Source organism: Rhodococcus sp. 06-221-2, assembly GCF_002258365.1.
Taxonomy (GTDB): domain Bacteria; phylum Actinomycetota; class Actinomycetes; order Mycobacteriales; family Mycobacteriaceae; genus Rhodococcoides; species Rhodococcoides fascians.
The window spans coordinates 38,249-53,123 of record NZ_NOYJ01000009.1; the positions used below are offsets into that span (position 1 = coordinate 38,249).

14 protein-coding genes are annotated in these 14,875 nt (G+C 64.0%); 6 read left to right on the plus strand and 8 right to left on the minus strand.

Going from position 1 to position 14,875, the window contains the following annotated elements:
* Nucleotides 1-39: 39 nt before the first annotated feature.
* From CH281_RS04920 to CH281_RS04930, 3 genes are read left to right on the plus strand one after another with little or no spacing between them, the layout of a single operon-like run.
* Nucleotides 40-2,337, plus strand: a complete 2,298-nt coding sequence (locus CH281_RS04920; protein ID WP_032367917.1) for a glycerol-3-phosphate 1-O-acyltransferase — start codon at nt 40-42, stop codon at nt 2,335-2,337.
* On the plus strand, nt 2,334-3,761 hold the full coding sequence (locus CH281_RS04925) for an HAD-IB family hydrolase (RefSeq protein ID WP_057474468.1): 1,428 nt from the start codon (nt 2,334-2,336) through the stop codon (nt 3,759-3,761). Before CH281_RS04920 ends, CH281_RS04925 begins: the two co-directional genes overlap by 4 nt.
* Nucleotides 3,754-4,785, plus strand: a complete 1,032-nt coding sequence (locus tag CH281_RS04930; RefSeq protein ID WP_027495245.1) for an adenylate/guanylate cyclase domain-containing protein — start codon at nt 3,754-3,756, stop codon at nt 4,783-4,785. Before CH281_RS04925 ends, CH281_RS04930 begins: the two co-directional genes overlap by 8 nt.
* Here CH281_RS04930 and CH281_RS04935 read toward each other — a convergent pair.
* From CH281_RS04935 to CH281_RS04970, 8 genes are read right to left on the minus strand one after another with little or no spacing between them, the layout of a single operon-like run.
* Nucleotides 4,767-5,828 carry an MSMEG_0565 family glycosyltransferase gene (locus CH281_RS04935; RefSeq protein ID WP_094693198.1) on the minus strand — a complete coding sequence of 354 codons (1,062 nt, stop codon included), beginning with the start codon at nt 5,826-5,828 and terminating at the stop codon, nt 4,767-4,769. The genes CH281_RS04930 and CH281_RS04935 overlap by 19 nt on opposite strands.
* Complete coding sequence (locus CH281_RS04940) at nt 5,825-6,676, minus strand: carbon-nitrogen hydrolase family protein (RefSeq protein ID WP_027495243.1); 852 nt, start codon at nt 6,674-6,676, stop codon at nt 5,825-5,827. Before CH281_RS04940 ends, CH281_RS04935 begins: the two co-directional genes overlap by 4 nt.
* Before the next feature lie 7 nt (nt 6,677-6,683).
* On the minus strand, nt 6,684-7,994 hold the full coding sequence (locus CH281_RS04945) for an MSMEG_0569 family flavin-dependent oxidoreductase (RefSeq protein WP_094693200.1): 1,311 nt from the start codon (nt 7,992-7,994) through the stop codon (nt 6,684-6,686).
* On the minus strand, nt 7,991-8,281 hold the full coding sequence (locus CH281_RS04950; protein WP_094693202.1) for an MSMEG_0570 family nitrogen starvation response protein: 291 nt from the start codon (nt 8,279-8,281) through the stop codon (nt 7,991-7,993). Before CH281_RS04950 ends, CH281_RS04945 begins: the two co-directional genes overlap by 4 nt.
* Entirely contained in the window at nt 8,274-9,155 is an 882-nt protein-coding gene (locus CH281_RS04955; RefSeq protein WP_094693204.1) for a carbon-nitrogen hydrolase family protein, read from the minus strand. The genes CH281_RS04950 and CH281_RS04955 overlap by 8 nt, the downstream gene beginning before the upstream one ends.
* Nucleotides 9,152-10,567, minus strand: a complete 1,416-nt coding sequence (locus CH281_RS04960; RefSeq protein WP_094693206.1) for an MSMEG_0567/sll0787 family protein — start codon at nt 10,565-10,567, stop codon at nt 9,152-9,154. The genes CH281_RS04955 and CH281_RS04960 overlap by 4 nt, the downstream gene beginning before the upstream one ends.
* A 1-nt stretch (nt 10,568) precedes the next feature.
* Entirely contained in the window at nt 10,569-11,624 is a 1,056-nt protein-coding gene (locus tag CH281_RS04965) for an MSMEG_0568 family radical SAM protein (protein ID WP_032369567.1), read from the minus strand.
* A gap of 9 nt (nt 11,625-11,633) precedes the next feature.
* The gene (locus CH281_RS04970) at nt 11,634-12,158 is read right to left on the minus strand and encodes an MSMEG_0572/Sll0783 family nitrogen starvation response protein (RefSeq protein ID WP_027495238.1); all 525 of its coding nucleotides are present in this window, start codon (nt 12,156-12,158) and stop codon (nt 11,634-11,636) included.
* 232 nt (nt 12,159-12,390) lie between these two features.
* On the opposite strand from CH281_RS04970, the gene CH281_RS04975 reads away from it, so the two are divergent.
* The 3 genes from CH281_RS04975 to CH281_RS04985 all read left to right on the plus strand — a co-directional run bounded on the left by CH281_RS04975 (nt 12,391) and on the right by CH281_RS04985 (nt 14,834).
* Nucleotides 12,391-12,786: a hypothetical protein gene (locus tag CH281_RS04975; RefSeq protein ID WP_230074147.1), complete on the plus strand. Its 396-nt coding sequence runs from the start codon at nt 12,391-12,393 to the stop codon at nt 12,784-12,786.
* The gene (locus tag CH281_RS04980) at nt 12,779-13,183 is read left to right on the plus strand and encodes a hypothetical protein (protein ID WP_094693208.1); all 405 of its coding nucleotides are present in this window, start codon (nt 12,779-12,781) and stop codon (nt 13,181-13,183) included. Before CH281_RS04975 ends, CH281_RS04980 begins: the two co-directional genes overlap by 8 nt.
* A gap of 223 nt (nt 13,184-13,406) precedes the next feature.
* Nucleotides 13,407-14,834, plus strand: coding sequence for an HNH endonuclease signature motif containing protein (locus CH281_RS04985; protein ID WP_094693210.1), 1,428 nt, complete (start codon nt 13,407-13,409; stop codon nt 14,832-14,834).
* Nucleotides 14,835-14,875: the final 41 nt, after the last annotated feature.

Below are 14,875 nucleotides of genomic sequence, written 5' to 3' on the forward strand. Positions count from 1 at the left end.
CGGCGTACCTTCTTGCGCAGGTACGGAACAGGAGCTTCGATGTACCACCTCGACGCGGACCAGCAATCGCTCAGCGACGGTCCGCACGTGTACTTGCTCGATGCCAGAAGCACTCTCGAGGTTCAGGCCCTGAATCAGTGGATCGACGCCACCACCCCGGACGGAGAACGTCGGCCCCCATCGGTCGTTCTGTCCGGTGAGGCCAGGACATCACTGTCGGACACCGTCCGCGGGTACGCCGACGATCCGCTGCTCATTCCGCTGCGGGTCACGTTGACCGATCGCAGCACCGGCATTCTGCACCGCATCTTCGCCCCTAGAGGCCGCTCGAAGCCGACACGGGTGTGGCAGCGGTGGGTGGCCAACGACGATCCCGATCACTCCGCAGTGCTGGTCGGTGAACCCGCAACCCTGAGCGATCTCCAGGATCGGTTCGAGCGCGGCGGCGGCACGTCGTTGTCGTCGTTCATCCTGCGGCAGGCCAGTCTCGCACTGGACAAGGCCGAACGCGGAGTCATCGGCTCGGAGTACAAGATTCCGCGCTTCGTCGTCGAGGACATGACGGAGCAGAAGAAGTTCAGGGACGGCATCACCGAGCTCGCAGACCACGTCGGCCAGGATCGCGACACCGTCGACAAGAGGGTTCAGGACATCCTCGGCGAGATGGTGGCGACCGAAACCAGGCGCGCCGTCGAGATGTGGGGAACCCTCGGCGCGTACTTCTCGCGGGCGTACAAGGTCGACGTCGATCGCGATCAGCTGCAGAAGGTTCGCGAACTCAACAAGAACTATCCGTTGGTGTTCCTGCCCAATCACCGTTCCTACCTCGACCCACTCGTGCTGCGTCCCGCGCTTCTCGCCGAGGGACTGCCGCTCAATCACGTCATGGGCGGCATCAATGTCGGCTTCTGGCCGTTGGGCCCGATAGCCAAACGCAGTGGCGTGGTGCTCATTCAGCGCAAGTTCTCGGACGCGATCTACAAATGGACGCTGCGTCAGTACATGAGTTTTCTGCTCAGCAAGCGGTTCAACCTCGAGTGGTACATCGAGGGCGGACGCAGCCGCACCGGAAAGCTCCGACCGCCGCGGTTCGGTCTGCTGACCTACCTCGTCGACGCCCTCGAGTCGAGCGACGCGGAGGACGTCTATTTGATCCCGACGTCCATCACCTACGACCGACTGCACGAGGTCGGCGCGATGGCCGAAGAATCGCACGGGGCGAAGAAGCAAGCCGAGGGCATTCGCATGGCCATCGGGTACATCCGCGCTCAGGGCACGTTGCGCGGCAACGTCTATCTGAACTTCGGAGAGCCGATGTCGGTGGCGGCGATCGTCGCCGAGAACACCGACAAGCGCGTCGCGGTGCAGAAGATCGCGCTCGGTGTCTCCCATGCGATCAACGATGCGACGCCGGTGACCCCGGCAGCACTGGTCACGATGGCGCTGTTGGGTATCGAGGATCGCGCACTCAACGTCAACGAGATGTGGGCCATCATCTCGCCGTTGGCCGGCTACATCAAACGCAGAAACCTACCCACTGCGGGCGGGGTGGACATCGCCGACGTCGACGTCGTCCGCTCGGCCGTCATCGCACAGGTCAACGCCAACGTCGTCAAGCGTTTCGACGACGGCCCCGAACCGCTGTTCTACCTGGCGCAGGACAAGCATCTGGTGGCAGCGTTCTTCCGCAACAACGCCATTCACTTCTTCGTGATGCGCGCCATCGGCGAGCTGGTGGTGCTACCGACCGAGGGTGACTCGACGCCGCTGACTCAGGAATCGTTGTGGACGTCGGCCCTGCAATTGCGAGATCTACTCAAGTTCGAGTTCTTCTTCGGCGACAAGAAGGACTTCGGGGAGCGTCTCGAATCCGAGGTCGATCTCATCGACCCGGACTGGCGCACCAGCATCAGCGACCCCGATTATGCTGCGCGACAGCTCGAATCGCAGGATCTGCACCTGGCGCACCGCGTACTGCAGCCGATCTTCGAGGCCTATCAGGTAGTGGCCGACCAGCTGATGCTGCTGCCGCAGAGCGGAGAATTCGACAAACCGAAGTTCATCTCGGAATGCCTCGGCGCTGCCCAGGCCAGGCGGCTCCGCCAGCAGCTCGATCACAGTGAGTCCATCTCGGGCGAACTGTTCGACACTGCACTGCAACTGGCCGAAAACCGCGACCTGATCGATTCCAGCTCGGACGGCATTGCCCGCCGCCGCAGGGACTTCGCGCTGGAGATCGACGAATGGGCCCGCAAGGTACGTACCATCCGGGACATGGCGCACCGAATGCTCCGTGAGGTGGAACCGATCTCTGCCCCCGAGGAGAACAATCCATGACCGAGTTCGACGATCGACTGATAGCGATCGCCGCCGCCCCACCCGGCCGAGACACCATCGCCTTCTTCGATCTCGACGGCACTCTCATCAACGGATTCTCAGCTCGCGCAGTGTTTCTCGAACGCCTCAAGACCCTCGACGTCACGGTCAAGGAACTGTGGGAGATCTCCAGTGCCGTCGTCGAGATGCGGATGCGTAACTCTCCCGTCGACAATCTGATGGGCAAGGCCGTCCGCGGCCTCGAAGGCCGTCGCGAAGAGGACCTGATGGAACAGGCATACACCCTGTTCCGCAACGAGATCGCGCCGATGATCTACCCGCAGGCCCGGGCCCTCGTCGAGGCTCACCGGCACGCAGGGCATCGCCTCGTGATGGCCACCTCGGCCACGCCGTACCAGGCACTGCCGGTGCAACAGGACATGATGTTCGAGGAGTTGCTGTGCACGACTCCGGTGGTCACCGACGGAATTCTCACCGGCGAGCTCGTCGGCGATTCGCTCTGGGGACCCCGCAAAGCACAGGCGGCGATCGACTACGCCGAACGTGAAGGCATCGCTCTGGCAGGCTGTTTCGCATACTCGAACGGCGGTGAGGACGTGCCACTGCTCGAGGCCGTGGGCCGTCCCATCGCCCTCAACCCCGATCCTGATCTCGCGCGCTATGCCGCCAAGAAGAACTGGCCGGCCCTGACGCTGGACAGCCCGAAGCGCGGCACGGATATCACGTCGGCCGTACGCAGCACGGCGGCGCTCGGATCGGTGCTCGCGAGTGCGTCGATCGGGCTCGGTCTGGGGTTGCTCACCCGCAGTCGCCGTACCGGTGCCAATATCACCAGCACCATCGCCCCGGACATCGCGCTGACCCTCGCCGGAGTCAAGCTCGACGTCACCGGAACCGAAAATGCCTGGTCGGCCAGGCCAGCCGTCTTCATGTTCAACCATCAGAGCACCGCCGACTCGATCATCGTCACTTCCATCCTGCGACGCGACATCACCGCCGTCGCCAAGCGGGAACTCGAACGCGATCCGCGCTTCGCATTGCTGGGCAGAATTTTCGACGTCGCCTATGTCGATCGCGGCGATCCTGCGCAAGCGCGAGAGGCCATGCGGCCCGCGATCGAGAAGCTGCACAGCGGCATCTCGGTCGCCATCGCCCCCGAGGGCACTCGCATGCCGACGTCCCGTCTCGGCCGATTCAAGAAAGGCGGCTTTCACCTGGCGATGCAGGCCGGCGTGCCGATCGTTCCGATCGTCATTCACAACGCCGGTGACGTGATGTGGAAGAAGGACTTCACCGTTCACTCCGGTACGGTCAAGGTCACCGTCGGCGAGCCCATACCCACCACGGATTGGGATCCCGACAAGATCGACGAGTACGTGGACGCCGTCCGTTCCTATTTCGACAGAACGTTGGGATATGCCTGAGAATCAGATCAACTCGGTAGTACAGACGGAGATCGAGCGGAATCTACTGGGCGGCGAGCCCAAGTACAACCGCGCCGACATCGTCGAGAAGTCCGGGATTCCGCTCGAGCGGGTCATCGCCCTGTGGATCGGCATGGGCTTCCCCGTCCACACCGATACCGACGCACTCGTCTACACCGACGCCGATCTCGAAGCTCTGAAGCTGATCACCGCACTGACCGCGCAGAAGGTGATCAAGCCCGAGATGGAGGTTGCGATCGCACGCACCCTCGGGCAGTCGATGTCCCGGCTCGCGGAATGGCAAGTGGGCGTTGTGAACTCTCACATACTCGAACGCATCATCGACAGCCAAGAAGACACGAACGACATCGACGCGATTCGACGGAACGCCCGTGCCATCGCCGCCGAAACCGTCCCCACCCTCGAAGCGCTCCAGGGATACACCTGGCGACGCCACCTGGCAGCAGCGGCCGGTCGATCCATCGCCGCTCCCGACGACGCCGCCGACAGCCCCACGATGGCCGTCGGGTTCGCCGACATGGTCGGCTACACGAGCCTGACGCGTCGACTCGACATCGGCGAGTTGACGACGCTTCTCGAGGAGTTCGAGTCACTGGCCACCAATATCATTGCGCGAGGGCGCGGTTCGGTGATCAAGAACGTCGGCGACGAGGTGATGTTCAGCGCGCAGACCCCCGAGGATGCCGCCCACATCGCCCTCGACCTCCAGGACGCCTTCGACGAGCAGGAGGACATGCCGGATCTGCGGGTCGGGCTGGCGTGGGGCCCGGTACTGGCACGGTACGGCGACCTGTACGGGTCGGTGGTCAATATCGCTGCGCGCCTGACCAGTTCGGCCAATCCCGGAACGATCCTGGTCGATACCGTCATGACGGATGAACTGCGTCACGACTCGGAGTTCTACCTCAAATCGGTCCGTTCACTACGGGTCAAAGGGTTCCACAAGCTCAAGCCTCACCGGCTCAAACGCAACAAGCGAACCGGTCAGCGTAGCGAGGAGTAGAACTCCAGGTGTCGACGCGCAGCCTCGTCCCAGGTGAGGCTGTGCGCCAGCGCCAGCCCCGGTGACGGATCGTGCGGCTCGTGCAACGCACGGTCCAATTCGCTGGTCATGGTCTCCACCGACGATGCGTAGGTGACGCTGTCTCCGAACACCTCTCGCAGTACCGGCAGATCACGCGCCACCACCGGAGTCGATGCGGCGAGCGCCTCCATCGCGGCCAGGCCGAAGCCTTCCTTGGTGGAGAAGAACGGCAGCGCCGCAGCCTGCGCCACGAGATGCGGCAGCTCGTCGTCGTCGACGGTTCCGAGTATCACCGGCTCGATGCCCAGTGCTACTGCTCGACGGTCGAATTCGGACCGATAGTCACGGTAGTCGAACAGGGTCTCGCCGCCGGCGAACACCAGTTGCACGGTGCGATCGGACAGCCCGGCGAAGGCGTCGAGTAGATCGAGACTGCCCTTGCGTGGCTCGATGCCGCCGACGGCGAGCACGTACCTGCCGAACTTCCCGCTCCAGTGCGATCGGCCCGATTCGGCTGCTGCCGAGAACCTTCCGGCATCGACTCCATTGGGAATGACGACCGGATCGAACCCCCAGCCGCGTCGGACGTCGTCGGCCACCGCAGTGGACACACAGATTCGCGCGTACGGCGCGGTGATCGCTCGTTCGTGACATGCCGCGAGCTCGGGAGTGGTGAACTCGTCGAGATGGTGGATGGTCCTGATGCACCGGCCGACGGCGTTGGCCGAGATGCAGTCCTGAGCATGGACGATGTCGTACTCGTCGGGCGTGAAAGCCTGCCGCAGAACGCCTATCGATCGCAGAATCCGCTCGCCGACGGTCTCGTTCTCGCGGTGGGAAAACGGGACCATCCGAACGGTGACAGCCGGGTCGACCTTGCGGAAGAACTCACTGTCACCCCCGCGGCCCAGCGACCACACCGACACATCCTGGCCGGCGCGTGCCAGCGCTTCGGCCAGAGCCAACGTATGCACCACGCCTCCGCGCGGTTTGGACGAATAGGTCAACAGCGCGATCTTCATCGATCCGGCTTCTCCTGCAACAAGTTCGGATAGGCGTCGACGCGTCGCTCGGCCAGGTGATGCAGACCTCTCCGGGCCCGATCCACCTCGGCATCGACGTCGATCTCGTGCACGGCCAAACCGCCTTTGGACCACGTCTTGGCCAACACGTCTCCGCCGGGCCCGACAATCTTCGCCTGGCCGAGGAACCGCAGGGATCCCATCACCCCGGTCTGGTTGGACGAGACGAGCACCACCTGGTTCTCGGCGGCGCGCGCAGCGTCGTACAGATCGAACAGTCGCGACTGCCGATCGTTGGGCAGCGACGACGCTCGATCGGTGACGCTGGCCGGCCACGCCGACAGCGCCGCAATGATTCTCGCGCCGTCCAATGCGAGCGTGCGGGCCGACTCCGGGAACGTCTTGTCGTAGTCGATCAGCATGCCCATCCGTCCGACCGGAGTATCGAAGGCCTCGAACCGATCTCCGGCGGCGTAGGCCAAGGATTCCCCGAGCGGCTGATGCACCTTGCGGTGACTGCCGAGGATCCCGTCGCCCGTCAGGCAGGCAGCAGCGTTGTACCGCAGCCCCTTCGACAGTTCGGTGTACCCGATGCACACCGTCATCGCACCCGCCGCTGCGATGATCGCGGCCAACTCCGGTCCGTCCGGATCGAGAGTGGGCGGCAACTCGGACGGGTCCGGGTTGCTCAGGCTGTTGATGTAACCCCCGAGGGATGCGTCGGGCAGCACCAAGAGATCGATGCCCTCGCGGGCCGCACTGGAGATGATCGTCGTGATCTTCAGTACGGCCCGATCGACGTCTCTACCGAAATGTGCTGCCAATGCACCGATCTTGATGGGAGCCACGTCGAAATCAGACCATCTGGCTCTGCGGCTGTGCTGGGTTTCGGGACTGCGTCGAGTTTCGGGACTGCGCAGCACTGATTTCGAGGCCGATTTGATCGGCCAGGAATGCGGCGTCGCGGGCCACCGAGGCGAAGCGTCCCGAACCCCAGGTGTGCTGCCAGGGCAGGCCCAGGAAGTACAGGCCGGGAACCGATGTGACGCCGCGGTTGTGCGTCGGGTGGCCCTCGCCGTCGAACGCCCCGACCTTCAGCCATCGGTAGTCGGTGCGGAAGCCGACCGACCAGACAACCGCGGTGATGTCGGTGGTGGCGAGATCGAGTTCGGTCGTCTCGGACTCCGGACGCCACACCGGCACGTAGCGGTCCTCGGTGGGGGCAGTGATGCCCTCGCGCTCGATGTATGCGTCGATGTTGTCCTTGATGCTCTCGGCCACCCGATCGGCAGCGTCGATCGACGCTTCGAGGGTCGGGGCGAACTGCAGGACGCCGTCCTCCACGCCCAGCAGACGGCCGTACAGCTGCATGCCCTCGGTCGCGAACGCGCGCAGGTCGATGTCTCGACCACCGTCACGGCCGGTGACGTAGTGGTTCGTGTTCTCGCGTTTGCCGACGCCACCGGGTTGATCTTCGATGGAGACATCGTAGACGCCCATGTCGTGCAGCCAGGCGACACAGTCTCGCCCCCGATAGAAGCGTGCGACGCGAGGTGCGGTGCCGGCGACCAGATGAACCCGGCGGCCGTCGAGGTGCAGATCCTCGGCGATCTGCGCTCCGGATTGGCCGGTGCCGACGACCAGTACGTCGCCGTTCGGGAACTGGTGCGAGCCGCGGTATTCGGACGAGTGGATCTGGACGATGTCGCGGGGCAGCTTCTCGGCGAAGCGGGGAATGGTCGGGATGTGGTAGCCGCCGACGGCAACGACGATCTGATCGGCGTGCATGGGGCCGGCGGAGGTCTGTAGGTCGAAGCCGCCTGCCGCGGATTGCAAGGCCTGATTCACCGAAACATACTCTCGGACCGGTGCATCGAAGCTCTCGGCGTAGCGTCGAACGAAGGCGTAGACCTCGTCACGCTGCATGAACCCGTCGGGATCGTCACCGTCGTAGGAGTATCCGGGGAGCGCACACTGCCAGTTGGGGGTGACGAGGGTGAAGTTGTCCCAGCGCGAGTCTTTCCATTCGTGCGCGATGGTGTCGCGTTCGAGGACGACGTGGTCGATGCCTCGCTGCGTCAGATGCCAACTGATGGACAGTCCGGCCTGCCCGCCGCCGATGACGATCACCGAGTAGTTTTCTGTTGCACTGTGGTTCTCTGTCATAGCAATTCAGCTCCCGACATGCTCAGTACGCGAACGGCACCGGCCCGATACGACGCGCTGACACCGTGAATCTCTTCCATCTGCTGCGCGGCCGACGTGCACCGCATCCCGAGTTTGGCGAGAACTCGATCGCTCGCCACGGTCAGCGCCTCGGACGTTCGCTGAACGAACTCGGCCACCGGGTATTCCTGCCCGGGGCTCAGATAGTCGTGCATCACCAAAGAGGGCGAGTAGCAGGACTGTTCGCGTCCGTCGGGCCACCGCACCACGAACGACATCTCAGGCATGAACGGTCTCCTTGGTGATGGTGCGATAGACCGAGGGCCGTCGGTCGCGCAGGTTGTACATGCCACCGCCACGTGCCGCGCCGATAAGCGCCTCGACATCGACGGTGGCTGTGGCCAAACCCGGCTCGACGCCTGTGCCCGCGAGGATCTCACCGCCGGGCCCGACGATCTTGGCGCTGCAGACGAACCTCAGAGACCCGAACGTGCCGGCCTGATTCGCTGCGACCCAGATGATCTGATTCTCCAGTGCACGAGCGCGGTCATAGATGTCGAAGCGTTGCTTCCACCGATCTTCTTCCATGTTCGGGGTCGTCGCGGTACGTGCCGTCGGCCACGCGGAGATGGACGCGACGATCTCGGCTCCGTCGAGCGCGAGTTCGCGAGCCGCCTCGGGGAATCCCTTGTCGTAGCAGATCTGCATGCCCATCCGGCCGACCGGAGTGTCGAAGGCGGAGTAGCTCTCTCCCGCTGCGTAACAGAGGTTTTCGCCGAGTGGCTGGTGCACCTTGCGATACGACCCGAGGATGCCGCTGCCGTCGACCGTCACTGCAGCGTTGTAGCGGGTATCGCCGTCTTTCTCGCAGAATCCGAACGTGACGACGGTATCGCCTGCCATGTCGACGACCCGTTTGATCTCGGGACCGTCCAGTTCCAGAGCCGGCGGTAGTGCCTTCAGTCGACGCTGTCTCGCTTCTTCGGTCTCGTCGCCGCCACCGAGGCTCGGGAGGTATCCACCCAGGCACGCTTCCGGCAGCACCAAGAGTTGGCTACCGCGATTACGCGATTCCTCGAGCAGGGCGGCGATGGTGGCGTAACCCTGTTCCATGTCGCGGCCGAACTCGGCTGCGGCCACGGAGATCGTGATGTCGTTCATGCTTCTCCCAATCCGGTCACTGTCGAAGTGACCGCGCGCGTGGTGATTCCGTCGGGCCATCGCAAGGCGACGCCCGGAGTATCGGTGAGCTCTCCGCATTCTGCGGACAGTGCAGGTCCGGACGGTGCAGTCGGTGCACCGGGACGGTCCGCGGTGATCATCGCGAACCCGGGAAAACACGTGATCCATTCGCCCATCGACGCCGAGTCGGGCTTCGGAATCGAGGAGATGTCCAATACCGCACCGGTTCCGCTTGCCTCGGCTAGCATCCCGGTGGTCCCGGCCAGTCCCGCCATCGAGACGTCCTTGGCGGCCTTGGGCGCGGTACGGGCGACGAACGATGCCATGGTCGTCAGTTCGGCGGAGTTGCGCCGTGACGTCGAATCCCATTGCTGGCCCTGATACCCACGACGCCAGCCACCCTCGACGTCCGCCGTCAGTGTCAACCGATCGCCGACGCTTCCCCCGCCGGCCCGTACCGGGTTCGTCGTGCGCCCCAGAGCGGTGACCGACAGCGACGACGGCACCCCGGCCTGAGTGTGGCCACCGAGTACCGGAACCTGCCAGGCCGCAGACGCATTGGCGAGGCCGCGGATGATGCGGGTCAGTCGAGATTGCGTCGGTGCTCCGACGGAGTCGAGCATGCCGACTGCGTAGGCACCCATCGCCGACAGGTCGTTGAGGTTGACCAGGGCCGCGCACCAGCCGGCCCACTCCGGGTCGCGGTCGACCATCGAGGGGATGATCGCATCGCAGGCGGCGATCATGTCGCTCCCGGGAACCGGGACACCGTCGTCACCTCGAAATCCTTTGGCACCGAGCCCGAGTGGCTGCGCCTTCAGTGGCGCGAGGACGACGGCGAGCATCGCCTTGGTCGACGACACCAGCCGTTCGATCCTGTCGATCGGCCAATACATCGCCACGTGTGGAGTATTCGCCACCTCGACGTCTCCACGCCTGATCCAGCCGAGACGGGTGAACAGTGTCTCGTTGCGCTTCTGCACCGTCGCGTCGAAGCGCAGCACGCCGCGACTTTCGGCATGAGCACAGGCCGCACCCACCAGCGCTGGGCCCACACCGGAAGTGCGCGCAGAGGTGGTGACCACCAGGCGACTGCCGGCCCACCACCCCAGATCCGTTGCCGTGCAGGGTGCCAGGCGCACCCCACCGAGCACGGTGCCGTCTCGGCCGGTGGCCACGAGAACGACGCAGCGAGGATCGTCGTCGACGTCGTCGTGATCGGTGCCGGCGAACAAGCCCTGTTCGGCGACGAACGTCTCTCTCCGCAGTGCCCGATACGCGTTCAGTTCTGCTGTACCGGTGCACGGCTGAACGATGAACTCCGGTTGCACGACAGTGATTGCAGCACCGGACAATCCGGCGAGATCGTTACCCCCCACGACGCCGTACATATCACCCTCCCGCGTTCTGCAGAACGCTGCACGCACCGCAGGCCGCGCAGCCTGCTTTCTGATCGGACCCGAGCATCGCCGCTGCCTGAAGTTCCTTGGCGACGCGTCGGGTGACGCTTTCGAGGACGTCGGCAGCGGGAGCCGTCGCCCGGTCGACATCCACCGCCAACGTGCCTGCGAGCGGCCGAAACGGAACGACGAAGGGATACACACCCATCTCGATCAGTTCCGCTGCACCCGAGACCAATTCGTCGGGATCCTCGCCGAGACCGACCAGTATGTACGTCGAAACCTGGTTGCGCCCGAAAACCCGGACCGCTTCTTTCCATGCCGCGCGGTACTCGTCCATCGAGACCGATGCCTTGCCCGGCATCCATCGGCGGCGCACGTCGTCGTCGAGCGATTCGACGTGAATACCGATGGACTCGGCTCCGGCGTCGTACAGGTCCTGGATGGTCTGCAGGTCACCCGGAGGTTCGCACTGCACCTGGATCGGCAGTTCCGGGACCACGGCCTTGATGGCACGTACGCACCGGGCCAGATGACGGGCACCGCGATCCTTCGCGGCCGAAGTGCCCGTCGTCATGACCATCTGCGTCACCCCGTCCAGCCGGACAGCGGCCTCCGCCACCTCCGCAAGTTGCGCGGGCGTCTTGACAGCGATGGTGTCGCCCGCGTCCAGAGACGCTTCGATGGAACAGAAGCGGCACCGTTGATCGGCGTCGTAGCGAATGCACGTCTGGACCACGGTCGTGGCCAGAACACTGGTGCCGTGCAGCTTGGCGATCTTCTCGTAGGCGACGCCGTCGGCGGTGGAGAGGTCGTAGAACTTCGGGCGATCGACGGCCTGAACATCGAGGCCGATGTCGTTGCCGTCGAACAGAACTCGCCCTTCTTCGAGTACGTACGGACTGAGCGGGTTGCGCGGGATTGCTGCGCCGAGACCATCGATGCGGACATGTCCATCGTCACTCGGGCCGGCACCGGCAGTTCTGGACACCGGCGTTGCTCCTCGAATCCCGAGCAACGCCAGATCCACACGTGTAGAGATGGACATAACCGTCCCCTAGACCATGTAGGTCGAATTGATGATGGCACCCTTGCGCGCGTAATGGATCAATGCGTCCTGCACGTCCAGGGGGTGGGCCGGGATGACGCCCTCGATGAGGTCTTCTTCACGACCCCCGTGCAGGGCCAGTCCGAAGCGGCAGCAGAACACGGTGCCGCCCTCGGCGATGAACGTCGCGAGGGAGTCGTTGATGTTCTGTTCACCCGGGAAGCCCGAGTCTCCGGTGGTCGGGAAACCGCGTGTGGCAAGGCAATTGATGGCACCGGGTCCGTAGAAGTACATCGCCGACTCGAAACCCTTGCGTAGAGCGCGGGTGGCCTGCAGCACCGCGACGAACGATACCGACGACTCGTGGGCGATGCCGTGCACCAGCGTGAAGTAGCTTTCGCCGTTCTCCGCCTTGTAGTCGGGGAAGATCTTGGTGGACCCGTAGATGTTGCTGCCCTTGGGAAGTGAGGGATGCGGAATCTCCTCGAGGGACTTCTTGATGTTCTCGGCGATGGACTGGTCGAGATCTGACACGTGCGTCTCCTGAGGTTCGCAGAGCGGGCTGGATGCGGTGGACACCGATGTCCACCCGAGAAAACCGTCATGTCCGGCGAGAGGGCAGATCCTCTGCGGCCATGGAACAAGTACAGGCCTCGTCGATTTCCGATTGGTCACGCTCGGAACAACGTCGTGTTTCAAGGGCCTCACAGTGTTGACGTGGTGTTACGCGGTTACTGTGAAGGGAAGTCCATCCACCCACCGCAGCATGACGAGGAACTCGATGATCGGCGCCGTCACCGGCTTGTTGTACGTGTTGTCCCTGGTAGTGGGGATCTGGGTGCTCGTGAAGCTCGCCACGAACAGGCCCGTTCTGTTGAAGAACAAGGCCGACCGCGCGCTGTTCTGGACGATCGCGGCTACCGAAGGCGTCGTTGCACTGCAGGCCGTGATCGGGTTCGTGATGATGTTCGCCTCCGATCGCGACATTCACCGGCTCACGTTCGGGTCGTACCTCGTCGGACTGCTGTTCCTGCTCCCACTCGGAACGTGGTGGTCTCTGGGCGACCGTTCCCGTGGCGGCACCGCAGTGCTCCTCGTAGCCGTCCTCACCCTCGCAGCCATGGTGTTGCGACTGAGCCAGATTTGGGCCGGATATGCCTGACAAACTCCAGCAAGCAACCCGCACCGGATTCGGACGCTTCCTCATCGCCGTCTACGCCGTGTTCGCCGTTGCCGCGACATCTCGATCGATCGTGCAAGTCACCACCCGATTCGACAACGCCCCGGTCGCGTACCTGCTCTCGGCATTCGCAGCCGTGGTCTACATCATCGCGACGGTCGGCCTGGCACGAGCAACCGAGGCATCACGACGAGTGGTGACGGTCTCCTGCATCATCGAACTCGTCGGAGTCCTCGGCATCGGCACCCTCAGCTACATCCAGCCCCAGGACTTCCCGGAGCCGACAGTGTGGTCGCACTTCGGATCCGGTTACGTCTTCATCCCGGTCGTGCTGCCCATCGCAGGACTGTGGTGGTTGCGAAAGACACGCCAGCAGTAGAGGTCTGCTCTACATCTCGTGCATTGCAGTCCGACCCCTACATCGAAGCCACTGCGCGCCGCCCCGTTCGAGTTCAGCGGTCCCGGGCGATCCTCACTCGACTGACGTTGCGGCCATATCACGGGCCACCGACAGGTTCCGTATCCCGAATCCTTTTGCACGGCAATAGTTTTCGATTGCACCATCATTGCGCATCGAACACCCGTTCGATACACTTATCTCCATGACAACGGAGATCTGGCAACTGAGCGAAAGCGAACTCCTCGCCGACGCCGCTGATGTCTCCCACCAGATCCAACTGCTCGAAGCACGGCGCATCGCTCTCGTCGCCGACATCGACACCCGCGTGAGCCGGGAGAAACTCGGCTTCCCCGGACCCGCAGGCTGGCTGACCTCCACCACCCTCCTCACCCCGAGCAAAGCGAACAAGATCGTGGCCCTCGCTCGCGGGTTGAAGAACTTCCCCGACATCGCCGACGCCGTCAACACCGGCGTCATGTCCGTCGACCACGCCGCCCTGATTCTCACCTTCGCCGAAACACCCCCGAAGAACCTCCCGCAAGAGGGTCGCGACATCGCCCGCAAAGCCATGATCACCGCCGCAACCGGGCCTGGGGCACGCACCGACAAGATCCGTGAAGCGATCACCAAACTCGAAGACACCTACGGCAGCGACAAGCCGCCCCCTGAGGACACCGACCGCAACGAACTCTTCGCCTCGAAAACCCTCAACGGACGTCTCGTGGCGAAGATGGATTTCGATGCGATCACCGGAGAAAAGCTGCTCACCGCGCTTTCGCCGTTGACCAAACCTCGGCCCGCAGCCGACGGCACCCCCGACGAACGCAGTCCTGCGAGGCGACGCGCCGACGCCTTCGGACACATCCTCGACCACTACCTCGCCTCGAAGGATCGCCCCACCGAAGGCGGCGAAAGACCCCACATCAACCTGCACATCCGGTTGCAGGACCTCCACAGCCTGAGCGGTCAGAACACCGACGACATCACCGATGACGAAACCACCCGCGCTGCAGCAGAATCCGACAACGCCGATCCAGCCAACCCGGTGGACATCGACGCCGGCAACCCGATCCACACCGACCCAATACACTCCGACCCGACCGAGTCGGACGCGGCGGATGAACTCGAGACCGACAGCGCTGTCGGACCGAGCCAGGATCGCGGTGCGTATCGGGACCTGTTCGGAGACGGCACGTCGGTCGGGTGGCTGCCGTGGATGGGCCCGCTCTCCCGCGAGACGTCCCGCCAACTCGCCTGCGATTGTCTTCTCACCGCCATCGTCATGGACGAGAACGGCAACCCACTCAACCTCGCCCGCACCGCGCGCACCGTCACCGCGAAACAGAAACGAGCATTGACCGCCCGCGATCACGGCTGCGCGTTCCCCGGCTGCGGAAGACCCGCCGCCTGGACCGAAGGTCACCACATCTGGCACTGGACCGACGGCGGACCCACCGACATGAACAACCTCGTCCTCCTGTGCGGATTCCACCACCGACTCATCCACCACTCCGATTGGGAAGTATTCATCGGCACCGATCAACACCCCTGGTTCGTACCCCCGGCATCCGTCGACCCGTACCGACAACCGAGACAATCCCACGCCCGAGCAGGCCCCCACATCGCATAGGCCCCTCGAACGCACACCAGCCCCGCACCGAGAACACGGTG